The organism is Alteromonas sp. W12, from assembly GCF_001924945.1.
Taxonomy (GTDB): domain Bacteria; phylum Pseudomonadota; class Gammaproteobacteria; order Enterobacterales; family Alteromonadaceae; genus Alteromonas; species Alteromonas macleodii.
In genome coordinates this window covers 208,126-223,313 of record NZ_LQXH01000010.1, presented here as the reverse complement: position 1 = coordinate 223,313, position 15,188 = coordinate 208,126, and the positions used below count along the sequence as shown (strand labels likewise).

13 protein-coding genes and 1 riboswitch are annotated in these 15,188 nt (G+C 47.5%); of the genes, 5 read left to right on the top strand and 8 right to left on the bottom strand.

The annotated features are described in order from the left end of the window. Window positions 1-150 precede the first annotated feature (150 nt). Window positions 151-675: a hypothetical protein gene (locus AWH61_RS16450; protein ID WP_075177659.1), complete on the top strand. Its 525-nt coding sequence runs from the start codon at window positions 151-153 to the stop codon at window positions 673-675. Window positions 676-821: 146 nt separating this feature from the next. On the opposite strand, the gene AWH61_RS16445 is transcribed toward AWH61_RS16450, so the two are convergent. Beyond that, window positions 822-2,042 carry an acyl-CoA dehydrogenase family protein gene (locus tag AWH61_RS16445; protein ID WP_075177658.1) on the bottom strand — a complete coding sequence of 407 codons (1,221 nt, stop codon included), beginning with the start codon at window positions 2,040-2,042 and terminating at the stop codon, window positions 822-824. Between the two features lie 213 nt (window positions 2,043-2,255). Here AWH61_RS16445 and AWH61_RS16440 point away from each other — a divergent pair, with 213 nt between their 5' ends. From AWH61_RS16440 to AWH61_RS16425, 4 genes are all read left to right on the top strand, one after another. Continuing rightward, window positions 2,256-3,179 (top strand): LysR family transcriptional regulator, encoded by a 924-nt coding sequence (locus AWH61_RS16440; RefSeq protein WP_075177690.1) that lies wholly within the window; start codon window positions 2,256-2,258, stop codon window positions 3,177-3,179. 137 nt (window positions 3,180-3,316) lie between these two features. Then, the gene (locus AWH61_RS16435) at window positions 3,317-4,078 is read left to right on the top strand and encodes an MBL fold metallo-hydrolase (RefSeq protein WP_075177689.1); all 762 of its coding nucleotides are present in this window, start codon (window positions 3,317-3,319) and stop codon (window positions 4,076-4,078) included. A gap of 212 nt (window positions 4,079-4,290) precedes the next feature. After that, window positions 4,291-5,676 carry a YcjX family protein gene (locus AWH61_RS16430; protein WP_075177657.1) on the top strand — a complete coding sequence of 462 codons (1,386 nt, stop codon included), beginning with the start codon at window positions 4,291-4,293 and terminating at the stop codon, window positions 5,674-5,676. A 2-nt stretch (window positions 5,677-5,678) separates the two neighbouring features. Next, window positions 5,679-6,773: a YcjF family protein gene (locus AWH61_RS16425; RefSeq protein WP_075177656.1), complete on the top strand. Its 1,095-nt coding sequence runs from the start codon at window positions 5,679-5,681 to the stop codon at window positions 6,771-6,773. Between the two features lie 99 nt (window positions 6,774-6,872). Here the strand turns inward: AWH61_RS16425 and AWH61_RS16420 are convergent, their stop codons facing one another. The 7 genes from AWH61_RS16420 to thiC form a co-directional block, all read right to left on the bottom strand. After that, complete coding sequence (locus AWH61_RS16420; RefSeq protein WP_014947791.1) at window positions 6,873-8,099, bottom strand: threonine/serine exporter family protein; 1,227 nt, start codon at window positions 8,097-8,099, stop codon at window positions 6,873-6,875. A 229-nt stretch (window positions 8,100-8,328) separates the two neighbouring features. Next, complete coding sequence (gene thiH / locus AWH61_RS16415; RefSeq protein WP_075177655.1) at window positions 8,329-9,462, bottom strand: 2-iminoacetate synthase ThiH; 1,134 nt, start codon at window positions 9,460-9,462, stop codon at window positions 8,329-8,331. Beyond that, window positions 9,459-10,229, bottom strand: coding sequence for a thiazole synthase (locus AWH61_RS16410; protein WP_075177654.1), 771 nt, complete (start codon window positions 10,227-10,229; stop codon window positions 9,459-9,461). Before AWH61_RS16410 ends, thiH begins: the two co-directional genes overlap by 4 nt. A 1-nt stretch (window position 10,230) precedes the next feature. Next, on the bottom strand, window positions 10,231-10,440 hold the full coding sequence (gene thiS / locus AWH61_RS16405) for a sulfur carrier protein ThiS (RefSeq protein ID WP_014947794.1): 210 nt from the start codon (window positions 10,438-10,440) through the stop codon (window positions 10,231-10,233). Then, complete coding sequence (locus AWH61_RS16400) at window positions 10,437-11,231, bottom strand: HesA/MoeB/ThiF family protein (protein WP_075177653.1); 795 nt, start codon at window positions 11,229-11,231, stop codon at window positions 10,437-10,439. Before AWH61_RS16400 ends, thiS begins: the two co-directional genes overlap by 4 nt. Then, window positions 11,224-12,825, bottom strand: coding sequence for a thiamine phosphate synthase (thiE, locus tag AWH61_RS16395; protein WP_075177652.1), 1,602 nt, complete (start codon window positions 12,823-12,825; stop codon window positions 11,224-11,226). Before thiE ends, AWH61_RS16400 begins: the two co-directional genes overlap by 8 nt. Continuing rightward, window positions 12,822-14,732 carry a phosphomethylpyrimidine synthase ThiC gene (gene thiC / locus AWH61_RS16390; RefSeq protein WP_075177651.1) on the bottom strand — a complete coding sequence of 637 codons (1,911 nt, stop codon included), beginning with the start codon at window positions 14,730-14,732 and terminating at the stop codon, window positions 12,822-12,824. The genes thiE and thiC overlap by 4 nt, the downstream gene beginning before the upstream one ends. A gap of 274 nt (window positions 14,733-15,006) precedes the next feature. Next, window positions 15,007-15,118: riboswitch (TPP riboswitch) on the bottom strand. Window positions 15,119-15,188 lie beyond the last annotated feature (70 nt).

Below are 15,188 nucleotides of genomic sequence, written 5' to 3'. Positions count from 1 at the left end.
AAATGCGGCTTAGGCCGCATTTTTTGTTTTTGCGATATATCTATTATGTGTGGCTAAGAGGTTAGTGAAGAGAAGCCGCCAACGTTTATCAATTGATTAAAATTAAACCACTTGCTACTGTTACTAAACACTAAGAAGACGGAGTTTCAAGTGACTAAGCATTTAAGCTGTGCGTTTAACCAAACCCTCCAGTTCGCGCTTTTCGCTGCGAGCCTTGGTTGGTGCTGCCAACTGTCGGCTCATACCAGTCAACCTAGTTATAACACTGCAGAATCGCTAAACCAGAAATCTATACCCCAGCTAAAGCATGCGTTTGATAAACAACGTTTTGCGTTTTTATCGCTTTTTAAAAGCATAAGCGAAACCGCAAAGTCCGACATGATCTGCAGATATCACAAGCCTGTTGGTAGTCAGGTTGCCAGTAAGAATTGCGAGCCCCGTTATGTGAGCGATTTTAGGTCTATGCTTGAGCAAACGCCTTCTCAAAGTGGCATTGATATAAACCGGTTACCCAGCGATGAACATTTGCGTTTGTTGACTCAAGATACAAGAGAAGAGGCTTTTGAGCATGTTGCTGCATTAATTGCTACTCATCCGGAACTGTATCAGAGTTTTACAAGACTAGATGACATTCATCAGCGCATGCAGCAGCAAGCAGTATCTGAAGAAAACTGATTTAGTCAGTGTTGTCGTTGCTAAGAAATGAAAAGTGGTGAAAGGGCTAAGCATCACGGCTCAAGTTAAAGCGATAAAAATTAGGCAATAAAAATGCGGCGTTATGAATTGACCTCATAACGCAGCATTTTTCTTTTCAATTATGACTACTGATACTTCTTAAGCTCTAGTCGTGACACCATGCCTTTATGCACTTCGTCAGGGCCATCAGCTAACCGAAGGGCTCTTGCGCCAGCGGCAAATCGCGCCAGTGGGAAGTCGCTACACATACCCGCACCGCCGTGAATTTGTAGTGCCATATCCACCACGCTTTGTAGCATATTCGGCACCACCACTTTAATGGCTGAGATTTCGGTCATAGCGTGCTTTACGCCTAAGTTGTCAATTTTCCAAGCGGCGTGGAGCGTGAGCAAACGCGCTTGCTCAATAGCCATGCGAGCATCGGCTACGCGTTCTAAGTTGCCACCTAAGCGTATGATTGGTTTACCAAACGCAACTCGTTCGTGACCGCGTTTAAGAGCAAGCTCTAGCGCTTTTTCTGCCATGCCGATAGCGCGCATGCAGTGGTGAATACGGCCCGGGCCCAAGCGCCCTTGTGCAATAGCAAAGCCTTTGCCTAAACCCATAATTAGGTTGTCTTTGCTCACGCGCACATTATCGAAATGCATCTCCCCGTGGCCGTAAGGCGCATCGTAATCGCCGTAGGCATCTAGCATGCGCTTAATGGTAATTCCCGGTGTATCAAGCGGCACTACGACCATACTGTGGCGACTGTGCTTGTCGTTATCAGGATTAGATAAGCCCATGAATATAGTTATAGCAGCATTAGGATGGCCTAACCCTGTCGACCACCACTTTTTACCGTTAATGACTACGTCATCGCCATCTTCAATAATGGTGGCGGCCATATTGGTGGCGTCAGACGAAGCAACATCAGGCTCTGTCATACCAAACACTGAGCGTATTTCACCTGCAAGCAATGGTTTAAGCCATTTCTCTTTTTGGGCGTCGTTGCCGAAGTGATACAGCACTTCCATATTGCCGGTATCAGGCGCATTACAGTTAAAAATCTCTGGTGCAAAGAGGTATTTTCCCATGCGCTCTGCCATAGGCGCATATTCAAGTGTGGTAAGGCCCTGGCCTAGCTCGGCATCGGGCAAAAACAGATTGGCTAACCCTGCTTCGCGCGCTTTAGCTTTAAGCGCTTCAGTTCCAGGGTGCAGCTTCCAGCTTTTCCAGTCGCCGTGATTATTCTCTTTATGGTGAAAGTCGTAAACTTCATCTTCAATTGGCGCTATATGCTCGGCTATAAAATTATCGAGCTTCTCTAGTAAGGCTTTGGTTTTGTCGTTATGTGAAAAATCCATAGGGCACCTTTTTACATTCGTTGAAATTGTACTAATTAGATATAGAGAGTATTTGCTTCGCATCTCGCACTTGGGTCGCCGCAAGTTAAAATGTAGGGACTGTCTCTAAAGCGTGCGATAACTGTTCGTTAAACGCATAGTAGAGAAAGTTGTTAAATGAATGAAATGAAATATAATCCTTAAATGGTGTGAATCTCATTCATGGTATTGGCAATGTTCGAAAACAGACAATTCGAGAAGTTGGATCTAAACCTGCTCAAGGTTTTTGAAGCGCTTTGGCAGCATAGGAATATGACCCGCGTAGCTGAAGCGCTTCACATTACGCCATCGGCCGTTAGCCATGCCATGCGCAGGTTTAGGGATATTTTGGGCGACCCACTTTTTGTTAAAGAAAAACAAAGCATGTTGCCTACTGCGGCCTGCGAACGGTTAGCGCCCGCTATTCTAAAAGCCTTAAGCGATATTCGAAAAGCATTGGGGGAGTTTGCCGACTTCGACCCGTTACACAGCCATCAGCGCTTTGTTATTGCCATGCAAGAGTCTCTTGAATTAGGCGTTTTACCTGTCCTGCTTTCAACCCTTGAAAAACAAGCACCTAATGTCGAAATAGTAAGCACTCGCTTACATCGAGATACAATGCTGGCAGACTTAACAAATCGAAACCTCCACCTTGTTATTGATATTGGTCGCGCTGTTGCTGCGCCCATCTCTCACTCACTATTGCGCCGCGACACCTACAAGGTGCTTATGAATAAGCAAAACCCGTTGGCACAAAATATAGATAAGAAAAAGTATGTGGCGGCACGCCATATAACGGTGTCGAACCGAGCAAAAGGGGCGTCGGTAGAAGAAATTGCGCTGCAGCAACTAGGTATAAGCCGTCCTTCATTATGGCGTTGCCAAAACTATCGCGCCGCGGCAGATGTGGTGGCTAGCACTAACGCTTTGTTAACTTTGCCAGGCTCTGTGGCTGATGCGGTAAGCGATGATAACCTGATTAGCACCAAACTGCCGTATCAGCTTCCCGCGTTGGAAACACACCTTTACTGGCATAGCCAGCAGGAAGGCGAGCCCGGGCTAATGTGGTTACGCAATTTAATGCTACACTTGTTCGCTGAATCTGGTCTTACCAGATAGGTTCTGATAGGATTCAGCGCTATAGGCATTATCACGCAGCTCACACTTTGCCAGCGATTAGCGGGGGTTAGTGCTAGCGTACATGAGGTATGTCAGATACCGCGGTTGGCGCGTGTTTTGGTGAAAAGGAAGCAGTAATGAATATTCACACACTTGCAGGCTACATACAGCATATTTATCTTGTTGAAGACAGCAAGGGGTTGCTATTGCTTGATGGCTGTAGCCGCGCCGATGTAGACAACGTGTGTCGATATATTACGCAAACCTTAGGTCGTCCGTTAAGTGACTTAAAGCTGATTGTGGTTACACATATGCACCCAGATCACGCCGGAGGCGCCATTAAACTACGTGAACGTACTGGTGCGCAGGTGGCATCTCATCCCAAAGCCATTAATTGGTATTCTGGGTTTGCTGGGCGTACTGCTCACGGCATAGATTTGTTGCTAACCTGGTGGGTGGCCAATCGTATTGGCAAGCCAAGAATGCCCATTTGGTACAACCCAATACTAGCGCCAGACATGACGCTCGCCGACAATCAGTTACTGCCCGGTTTTCCTGATTGGCAGGTTATGTACACGCCGGGCCATACCGACCACGATTTAACGCTAAAGCACATTCCCACGCAGCAGGCTTACATTGCCGATGTATTGGTACAGGTGAAAGGTGAACTAGTACCGCCATATCCGTTATGTCACCCAAACCAATACCGCGAAAGCTTAAAGAAGCTGGCCCAGTCACATATTGATACATTCTTTTGTGCTCACGTTCCGCCCACCAAAAAGTCGGATATCGATTTTGAACACGTTATTGAAAACGCGCCGCGCAAACCTAAGAATCACTGGCATTCCAGTAAAAATCGCATAAAGAAAAAGCTATTCAATAAGACTCGCGAGCATTAGTTTATTAGCCGTCGTTAGCGCTACTTATTTACGAAGCGGCGTGTTTAGCTGGCACTGCCCTTGCTTTTCCCCCTTAATAACCACATTAATCCTATAGGCATATCTATAATAACGAGAGGACAATAATGTATAGGCCGCACTCTCTGGGTATTATTTTTAAAGGTTTAGGTTTAAGGGAATAGGAACTGCAAAGGCAGAATACAAACAAAATAATGCAAAAAAATATCGCTACGCTTTTTGACAAGACTCGGGCAATGGCGTCGCTAACTGGCGACAAACTTAGCAGTGTGTTTAACAAAGAAACTCACAGATTCACCATTACTGGGCTAAGTCGAAGCGGTAAATCTATGCTGTTCACCAGCCTTATCACTATGCTGAAAAGCCGTAGTGAAGAGGGCTATGCGTGTTTGCCTTTGCTACGTTATTTGCCGCCATCCCAAGTGCTTGATATGCGCATAGAGCCCATTGAAGGCTACAAACCGTTCCCGCATATACAGAACATTGCTGATCTTGAAAACGGCCAATGGCCTAAAGCCACCGAAGAAGCATTCGGTTTTAAGCTGGTGGTGCGTTTAAAAGAAACCGCCTCATTGAAGCGTCATGTACTGCCTCATAGCGATGTGGTGTTTGAGTTTATCGATTACCCTGGAGAATGGGTGACCGACATTCCCATGCTAAGTAAAACCTATGCTCATTGGTCAGACTCTGCGTGGGCTCAGCTTAGCAGTGGGCCGCAGCAGTATTTTGCCAACCAGTGGAAAGCGTTTGTTAATCAGTTTGATTTTGAGCAAGAGCCAACCGAACAGCGTATTCAGCTGCTGGTTAATGCCTATCGCGATTATTTAGTAGAAGCGAAGGCCAACGGCATATCTCTTCTTCAGCCGGGCAGTTTTTTATTGGAATCGAGCGACTTCGATTGGCAGGCCTTTGGTTTTACGCCGCTTCCGTCTAGCATCACCAGCGATGTATCACATCCTTGGTTTAAAATATTCGACAAGCACTTTGCTAAATTCCAAAGTGGGTGGTTAACGCCGCTGAAGCAGTCCATTTTCAAAGAAACAGACAAGCAGATTATTCTAGTCGATTTGTTTGAAGGGCTTAACCACAGCAGACAGCATTTGTATCAGTTAAAAGAAACTCTGAGTCATCTGGCCGACACCTTTGTGTACGGGCAAAGCACGTGGTTTTCACGCAATGTGCTGAAAAAAGAACAAATAGGCAGAGTGGCGTTTGTGGCCACTAAGTCTGATTTAGTGCCTGTAAGTCAGCGCGCTAACTTACTTAATTTACTTACCCAAATTACCGAAGGGGCGAGAGCACGGTTTGACGGTAAACCCATACAATTCGAGCATTTTTTAGTGTCTAGCATGCAAGTAACCGATGAAGGTAGTAATGATGATGCTATTCGTTACAAAGACACTGATGGCCGCTATGTAGAATCTACGTTCGAACCTATTCCCAGCACTTTGAAAGAGATGGAAGAGGGTAGCCACTTTCCAGTACCTGATGTGAGTGTACCTAGCGATTTTAAGGCGCGTATTTTAGCGGGTAAGGGCGTAGATAGATTGCTTCAGTTTTTACTGGGCAAAGGAGAGTAAGAATGAGCGATAAACCTTATACATTTGACGAAAGCCCAAAACAAACAAGCCAGTCTACGCTTAGAAGCGATGCAATTTACGGCGATGTCGGTGAGGAAGCGCAGCGCAACACGGCGACTGGCTATGGTAAACCCAACAATGACAGTGAAAGTGATGCGGTAACAAAACCACAGTACAAAACTAAAGTTAAAACACAAACCTTAGACATAGCGCAGCCTGAAACCAAACTTCCGCAACAAGTTACCGAGGATGTATGGGAAGTGGATACAAAAAAAGGTGGCCTGTCGTTAGGTGCGGCAACATTAGGGTTTGGCGTGGTTTCATTAATTGGATTTTTCGTATTTGAAGCTTATACCACCCTTGCGGCAAACGTTTCCGAGCACCCCATCGGTACAGGTGTACTAGGCGCGCTATTAGTTGGGTTTGTTAGCTGCTTTAGCTTTTTGAGTTTTAAAGAGTGGAGAGGCTACAAGCAAGTAAATACGGCGATGGAAGATGCAAGCGTTATCCGAGATTTGCTGGCTAGCAATGGGACAGAGCCTTCAGCGCAGAAAGAGCCCTTAGCGGGAACAGAAGCATCGCCACAGAAAATTGATCGCGTGCTAAGCCAGCACGGCAAACGCTTTTCGCGAGGGTCTTACGCAGCGCATTGTTTCGACCGTTATAAGCAGCAGCTTCAAGACGACATGACAGGCCCAGAACGATTAGGCCTGTACGAAGACACGGTACTAAAACCGATTCAAGAAAAGGCGCACAAGGTGCTGAATAAAGAATCGGTGACCGCCGGAAGCCTTGCGTTTATAAGCCCAAATAATCTTATTCAAACTTTTGCTGTGGTATGGATTAGCTTTCGTACCATTCGTCGAATGGCCCGCGTGTATGGACTAAGGCCAAGTACAGCAGGGAACTGGAAGTTACTTAAAGTGTTGGCGCAAAACATTGCGGCGCAAGGCGTGTTTGACTTAGCTACCGACGAAGTTGCCAATCAAATTGGCGGCAGCTTGTCGGCGAAGTTTATGGAAAATTCTGCTGAAGCGATTGCTGCGGGCGCGCTCAACGCCCGTTTAGGGAGAGCGTTGATCAAGTTGCTTAAATAGCGCGTCTTGCCTGCTTGTTAGGCTGCGCTAGTTATTTTGCGCAGCCCTAGTGGCACCAGCCGCGCTCTAGCGTGAAACCCTTAGGTTACTGTATTTACGTTATAGCGCCTTTTTAGTGGGCACCACCACGTTAGCAAAGATTAATCCCGCCACTAGCGACATAAAGATAAGAAATACTTCCTGTCCCAAATGGTCTGCCTTCACAAAGTCTTGGCCCGTCATAAACGAGTTCAAGCCAATATAGGTCTTAGACCCCGGCACCAGCACTATAAGTCCGTGCATAGCCACAATGGTCGCGGGTTGGTTAGCAATGCGGGTGAACGCATTAGCAAAAATGCCTAATGCAAATGCACCCACGAATGCACCTAGCCCAGGGCTCATGTAGTCAGAGCTCCATGCGGTAGCACTGTAGGCAATAAATGCTGCTGCCAATGCCCATGGAATGTGTTTAATACGCGTTCTGAATATCGCAACTAGGGCTATACACAGCAAGAATACCGCTAGCCAAGTAGCCCAGTAAGGCAGCGATTCTGCAGGGGTATACACGTTTTCACCAAACGCACTGAAGCCCACTGACACACCTAAGAAAGCACCGAAATACAGCTTAAACAGCTGCATGATGGCGTCCATAGTACGAGCCGTGCCCGACACCATGTTTCGCGATGAAAGCTCGGCAAGGCCCATTGTCAGCGCTAGTCCGGGTACAAATACAATGACCGATGAAAGCACAACCAGCGGAATGTTAATGCCAGGGTCAACGTATTGACCAATAGCACAGGCAAGAATGCCGCCAACGAACGCGGTGACAGGCTCTAGCATCAAGTTTACGCGTTTAGACTGCTGTGCCCATAAGGTCCAAAGATAAGCCACAATACCCAGAGCACCCGACCAGCCAATTTCACTCCAGCTTGCACCCATTAGCATAGCAAACGCGCCGGTGGCCATAGCGAAGGCAACGCCTGTCACCCATTTACCATAAGGGCTGCCCATGGCATCTATTTCATTTAAGCGCTTGTCAGCTTCACTTAAGGTTAATTTGCCCGACAGCAGTTCGCTGGCCAGTTCATCGGTGAGCGACAACGCGTTCATGTCTAGCTCGCCTGGAAGCAAACGCGCAGCGTGGTTATATTCGTCTTCGTGACGGTCACTCCAGATAACAAAAGTCAGTGAAGTTGGCGTTGAAATAAATGAAGCGTGTACGCCTAAATATTTAGCGACTTCACCTAGGTAAGCTTCAAGACGGAACGCAGGGGTACCATACTTGTGCAGCATTTTGCCTAGCTTCACTATAAATCTACGAATTTGAATAAATTCAACGGTATCCAACGCACTGCCCTTTAGTTTTGATAAATCTAATATGAGATAAATGAGACAAAAAAGCCAGACGCATAGTTAAAGTGTCTGGCTAAAATTTGGGCGGATTGTACGGAGGGTTTTGCACGAAAGCAAAACAAATTTTCTCTTATTTTCCCTTACAAAAACTAATCGATTAATCCATTAAAAGTGCGCTCTTTTAGCGCGAGTTTTCAAACGAAAAATACAGGTATTCTTGCGCTTAAACACGTTCTGTAAACGGCATCCAGTCTTTCCATACGGGTTCCAGTCCTTTCATTGAAAGTGCGCTCACGACATCTGATACAGATCGGTTATCGTCAATATCGAATTGATTTAGTGCCTTCGATGGGGCGCTGTAACCGCCAGGCTGTGTTTGCGAGGCTGCACTCATAGACGTTATGCCAAGCGGCATTACACCATCCCGAAATACTGCCGACTCTCGGGTAGACAGCGAGAGTTCTGCTTGTGGGTTAAAGATGCGGTGGGCGCATATTAGCTGCAGCAAATCTCGCTCGTTAGGGAGTTTACTGTTGGTGTGGGCATTGCCCCCTGTGCTGTTACCTTCACAGCTACGAAGGCGCGGAAAAGCAATGGATACACGGCTTTGCCAGTAGTGTTGCTGTATTAACTTGCCGTGAAGGGCGGTCATGGCGCTATCAACCCGCCAGTCGCCTAAACCAAGTAGTGCGCCAATGCCTATTTTATCAATGCCGGCTTTCCCTATGCGATCGCTGGCTTCTAAGCGCCATAGGAAGTCCTGTTTTTTACCTCGAGTGTGGTAATTAGCGTAATGCTGCGGTGAGTAGGTTTCTTGATACACTAACACCGCGTCTAAGCCCAGGTGCTTCAAGGTTTCATATTGCTCACGCTTCAAGGGTTGTACCTCCATCAAAAGGTAGCTCACCTTTTCGCGAATGGCGCTTAGTGTTTGCTCAAAATATTCCATCCCCACTTTGGTTTCATGTTCGCCAGTAACCAGCAATACCTGTGAAAAGCCTAAATCTTTGATGGCTTCAATTTCGGTCAACACTTCGCTTATAGACAGGGTTTTGCGCTTTATTTTGTTGCTCATGGTAAAGCCGCAGTAGGTACATTCGTTGGCACACAAGTTTGATAAATACAAAGGTACAAACAGCTGCATGGTATTGCCAAAGCGATGGCGAGTAATTGCTTTAGCGCGATAGGCCATGGCTTCTAAGTACTTAGCGCCAGCGGGAGAGATCAGCGCCATGAAGTCGTCTAAAGAAAGTGTATCTTTACCTAACGCTCGTTCTACGTCGCCCGCTGTTTTGCTGTTTATCGACATAGCCACATGCGACAAGTCTTGCTGCATTAATGCCTGCGCTACCTTCATACCGCCGGCTCCAAAAAGGCGGTAAGCGGGCTAGAGGCTTGGGCAAAACTGCTGGTAGCACCAAGTCCAGCTTCAAAGGCTTTTCGCCCCGTTTCTACGGCGCTTGCGAAAGCTGCTGCCATAGCAACTGGGTCCTTAGCCGTGGCGATGGCCGTATTTACCAGTACCGCGTCTACTCCCAGCTCCATGGCCGCCATAGCTTCGCTTGGCTTACCAATGCCTGCATCTACAATGACGGGTATCGACACTTGCTCAACAATAATTTGCAAAAAGGGTTTGGTTTGTAATCCCTGATTACTGCCAATAGGCGCGCCCAATGGCATAACGGCAGCGCAGCCTACCTCTTCTAAGCGTTTACATAAAACGGGGTCTGCTCCGCAGTAAGGCAAAACGTGAAACCCTTTTTTAACCAGTGCCTCTGCGGCAAGCAGGGTTTCGATGGGGTCGGGCAACAAGTAGCGTTGGTCTGGGTGAATTTCCAGCTTCACCCAAGGGCTACCTAATGCTTCGTATGCAAGTTCGGCGGCGAATATGGCTTCTTTTGCGTTCTTCGCTCCCGACGTGTTCGGCAAAAGAGTAACGCCCAATGCTTTTAATGCCGAAAGCGTTTCATCTTGTGAGCTATGGCTGGCGACACGCTTCATTGCCAAGGTCACCATGCTGCTCTTGGCTGCGTGTACCGCGCTTTTCATGGTGTCCGGGTTACTAAATTTGCCAGTGCCAGTTAACAGGCGGGAAGGGAAGGTGTGATTTGCGAGTGTTAGCATTTTAGCCTCCTGCCACTAGGGTGAAGATATCCACGGTATCGTTGTTACTTAAGTAGGTTGTTGGCCATTCATTCTTGCTGATAATGGCGGCATTTTTGGCAACGGCGGTGCCTTCGTCTTTCAATTGTTTAAGAGCAATTAATTCACTAAGTGATATAGGAGAAATCACGCTCATTGGTTGATTGTTCACGTTGATATTAATTTGGGTCATTGGCATACCTCACAAGAAGAAGAGGGGGGAAGCTTGAAACTTTGAAGCGTACCTTGGCCTGCATGGGCGTTTACGTAGTGGCCCCATTTAATATCGGCATCGAAACCTCTTGCCAGAAATAACAAGGCTTGGGTAGCTTGGTGGCACGCTGCCATGCCTACTACTGGGCCTAGTACACCTTTGCTAACGCAATCTTCGCGTACGGCAACATTATTCACTAAACACTCATAGCAACCGCAGGTGGCTGAGTTTTGAGGCAAGTTCAGCGCTTGCCAGGTAAGCCCACTGGCTGCGGCAATAAAAAGTGGAATAGAGGCACGAAACGACGCTAGGTTTATCTGTCTTCGTACCGTCACGTTGTCGGTGCAGTCCAGCACGCAGGTGGCTGATGCAATTAACGTTGGTAAGTTGTTACTATCAGCAAATAAGCTTTTAAACTGTATGTTTAAATGCGAGTTCACTTTACGCAGTTCATTGTAAAGCGACTTGGCTTTTAGCTCTCCTAGGTGCATTTCGTTGTAGCTTATCTGGCGCTGCAAATTACTGATGTCGACGGTGTCACCATCTATAAGTGTAATGTTGCCCACGCCTGCGCCTGCTAAATAGCGGGCGGTTAAGCTGCCTAATCCACCTAAACCAACGATAACAGCGTGTGCACCCGCCAAATTAAGCTGTCCGTTGTGATCAATGCAATCGAGTAAAAGTTGTCTGCTGTAGCGACGTATATCCTGATGCGCTAACTGCTGGCCCACTGAGTGACTAAGTGAATGAGTAGCTGAATGACTAAGCAAACCCAGCCTCCTCAACCAATGCTTGGTAGGCTTTTAGCGGGTGTGCTGCCTGAGTGATTGCACTTACCACAGCAATGCCGTTAACGCCGGTTTTAGCTACATCGCCTATGCGCGATAAGTTAATGCCACCAATAGCAACGGTGGGAATGCCATCGCAAAGCTGCACATACTTTTCTAAACGTGCTACACCTTGAGGCTTCGAAGGCATGTCTTTGGTATTGGTGGGGAAGATATGACCAAGGGCAATGTAAGACGGGTTTAAAGCGCGAACACGTTGAATTTCAGCGAAGCCGTGCGTTGATATTCCAAGCCGTAAACCCGCACTACGGATGGCGCTTAGGTTTGCGGTGTCGATATCCTCTTGCCCCAAGTGCACACCGTAAGCTCCGAGTTCTATGGCCAGCTCCCAATAGTCATTAATGAATAATTGGCAGTCGGTGTGTTTCACCAATTCTATTGCCTCTTTTATTTGCTGACGAATGTCTTCTTGGGAGCCTTGTTTAACCCGTAGCTGCATTATTTTTACGCCCGTTGGCCAGAGGCGGGCTATCCATTGCACACTATCCACTACAGGATAGATGCCTAAATGAGTATGAGTAAGTGCAGGAAAGTGGCTTTCTTTACAAGACGAGGCTTCAAGAAGGGTATCCTTATCCCGCTCTTTTTCATTGGCAGTGGCGCCACGTTGATGAAAGGTCACCAGCGGAAAGCTCTCTGGTTTTGCGGGAAAGCCGTTGGTTCGTGCAAAGTAGGCGGTTAATTCGTTACTTATGGCGTTTGCGTTAGCCGCTGCGCATTGCTTTGGTAGTGTATGGTTGCGAACTTCGCTGACGTAAGCATTAGCAAGCGTAAGTGCGTCTTCAATGCAGTAGTCGTGCACAATGAATGCCGCTAATGCGCTGGCTAACATACAGCCTGTGCCGCGAAGGTTGCCGTTAGTGTATTTCGGCTGGCTAAAACGAAGAGTGTGAGAGGCACAAACAAAAATATCGCTTACATTTTTTTGCCAGTGGGCGTGACCGCCCTTAACGTAAACGCTCTTTGCGCCTTTACCCCTTAGCCGATTGATTGCAGTTAGCAAGCTCGCTTCATCAACAACTGGCAAATGGGTGAGCCACGCAAGCTCATCGATATTTGGCGTAACGATATCTACCGTATTCAACAGTTCGTCAACTACGCTTTCGCTTAACTCACTCAGCACGCCACCTGACGAGGTAGACAGTACAGGGTCCCATACAACGAAGGGGCGAGGGTTAGATGTTTTTTGAATACGTGCACACAACAACAACGCTTGCTCATCATTAGCAATAGCGCCAATTTTAATAGCGCGTGGCGGGGTATCTTCAAACAGCACCTGCCACTGCTGATTTAATGCCGACGCGCACATGCTTTCCTTACTAAGCATGATTGAGTTGGACTGCACGGTAAGTTGTGTAGTGAGCACACAAGCATGGATGTTCAGATCGGCCAATGTAATGGCGTCGCGGGTAACGCCCGCACCACCGCTACAGTCAACACCTCCCACACACCACACTACAGGAAGTGCAGTGGTGAGGTTGTTGGATGCAGGGCTTATGGACGCTTTCGCCATCATGGTAGCTCTACCTTGCTATCTGCAGTGTGATAAAGCTCTGCGCCAGACTGATTGAATGCCTGGGCCATCTCTTTCATGCCTTTTTCTTTCTCAAACTCTTGCTGCTCTGCTTGTTTAGCCACATCGCGCACTTCCTGAGAAATTTTCATGCTGCAAAATTTAGGGCCGCACATAGAGCAGAAATGCGCAACTTTGCCAGACGCCTGCGGCAAGGTTTCATCGTGATAAGCGCGCGCAGTATGCGGGTCGAGAGCTAAATTGAACTGGTCTTCCCATCTGAATTCAAAGCGAGCTTTCGACATGGCGTTGTCGCGAATTTGTGCACCTGGGTGTCCTTTTGCCAAGTCGGCAGCGTGGGCTGCAATTTTGTAGGTGATCAGCCCCTGTTTAACGTCTTCTTTGTTAGGTAGGCCTAAATGCTCTTTAGGTGTTACATAGCACAGCATTGCGCAGCCATACCAACCAATCATGGCGGCACCTATACCTGAAGTGAAGTGATCGTAGCCAGGAGCGATATCGGTGGTGAGGGGGCCAAGGGTATAAAACGGCGCTTCGTGGCAATGCTTAAGCTGCTCTTCCATGTTCGCTTTAATCATATGCATTGGCACATGTCCCGGGCCTTCAATCATTACCTGAACATCGTACTCCCATGCAATTTTCGTCAGCTCACCAAGGGTACGTAATTCAGAGAATTGCGCGTCGTCGTTAGCGTCAGCTACGCTACCAGGGCGCAGGCCATCACCTAGCGACAGCGCCACATCGTACTTAGCGCAAATTTCGCAAATATCGTGAAAGTGCTCATACAGAAAGCTTTGCTGGTGATGGCTTAAGCACCACTTTGCCATTATCGAACCGCCGCGCGATACAATGCCGGTTACCCGCTTTGCGGTAAGGTGTACGTACTCAAGCAGCACGCCAGCGTGAATGGTGAAGTAGTCTACGCCTTGTTCAGCTTGCTCAATTAGGGTGTCTTTAAACATCTCCCACGTTAAATCTTCGGCTACACCGTTTACTTTTTCTAGCGCTTGATAGATGGGGACGGTGCCAAGAGGAACAGGACTGTTTCGCAGCAGCCACTCTCGAGTTTCGTGAATATTTCTGCCGGTAGATAAATCCATGATGGTATCGGCGCCCCAGCGCGTTGACCACACCAGCTTTTCTACCTCTTCTTCAATAGACGAGGTGACTGCTGAATTACCAATGTTTGCGTTAATCTTTACTAGAAAGTTACGCCCTATAATCATTGGTTCCAACTCGGGGTGATTGATGTTGCATGGAATAATGGCGCGGCCTGCGGCCACTTCCTGGCGTACAAATTCAGGCGTGATGGTATCGGGTAAATTCGCACCAAAGTGTTCGCCTTTGTGCTGCTGCGTCAGTTCGGCATCTTTAATGGCTTGGCGACCCATATTCTCGCGAATGGCAATGTATTCCATTTCAGGGGTAATAATCCCCTGTCTTGCGTAGTGAAGCTGGGTAACGTTTTTGCCTGCTTTTGCTTTTAGTGGTTTGCGGCTGCGAATAAAGCGGAAATCTTCGGTAAAAATGTCGTTTTCACGCTCTTTCGCAAAGCTTGATGAAACGCCCTCTAACTCAATAGTATCGCTGCGCTCTTCAATCCACTTTTGGCGAAGTGGGATTAAACCTTTGTGTACATCTATGTTTTCTAGCGGGTCGCCATAAGGGCCAGAGGTGTCGTACACAGGAATGGGCGGGTTTGGCTCTAAGGTAGGGTTTTCTTCGGTGCCACCCACTAAACTGTCGTGTTGGTGAATAAGGCGCATGGCCACACGAATATCGTCACGGCTGCCACACTCGTAGTGGCGTGTTGAATTTGGGTAAGCTTCGCCCGCAAGTTCATTAATGAATTGTTGTGCTTGTTGGCGCTGTTCGCGTCTGTTCGACATAGCATTTTACCTTGTAAATTTAGGTTCTAAAAATGCTTGTCAGGAGTGAAGGAGAATACAAAGTGTGAGTGTAGAAGGGGATAGTCCCGTTACTCTAGCGAGATTGTTGGTAAAGGTTTTGGTGATTACAGCCCTTTACTCCGTTGATGTTGACTTGGGGATAAACTTGAACAGTTTACCTTGAGTGACGAGCAGCACCGTCATGGGTGTGTCTGTATCATCAACAGCAAAACAACTTCGCTTCACAACGCTAAACCACGGTTTAACATTGTGCACATTGTATTTTCTTGTTCCCTTCGCAGGTATTAGCCTGATCAGGTTCTACGGATCCCACTTTCGCGGTCTCAGCTTACTGGGTTACCAGTGAAGCACTCCGACAAGTTGTTTAAGTCAATTCGGGTTGTTGTTGAAACAACCCGAATTGAGAATTCCTTTTTACTATATCTTCAATTTTAC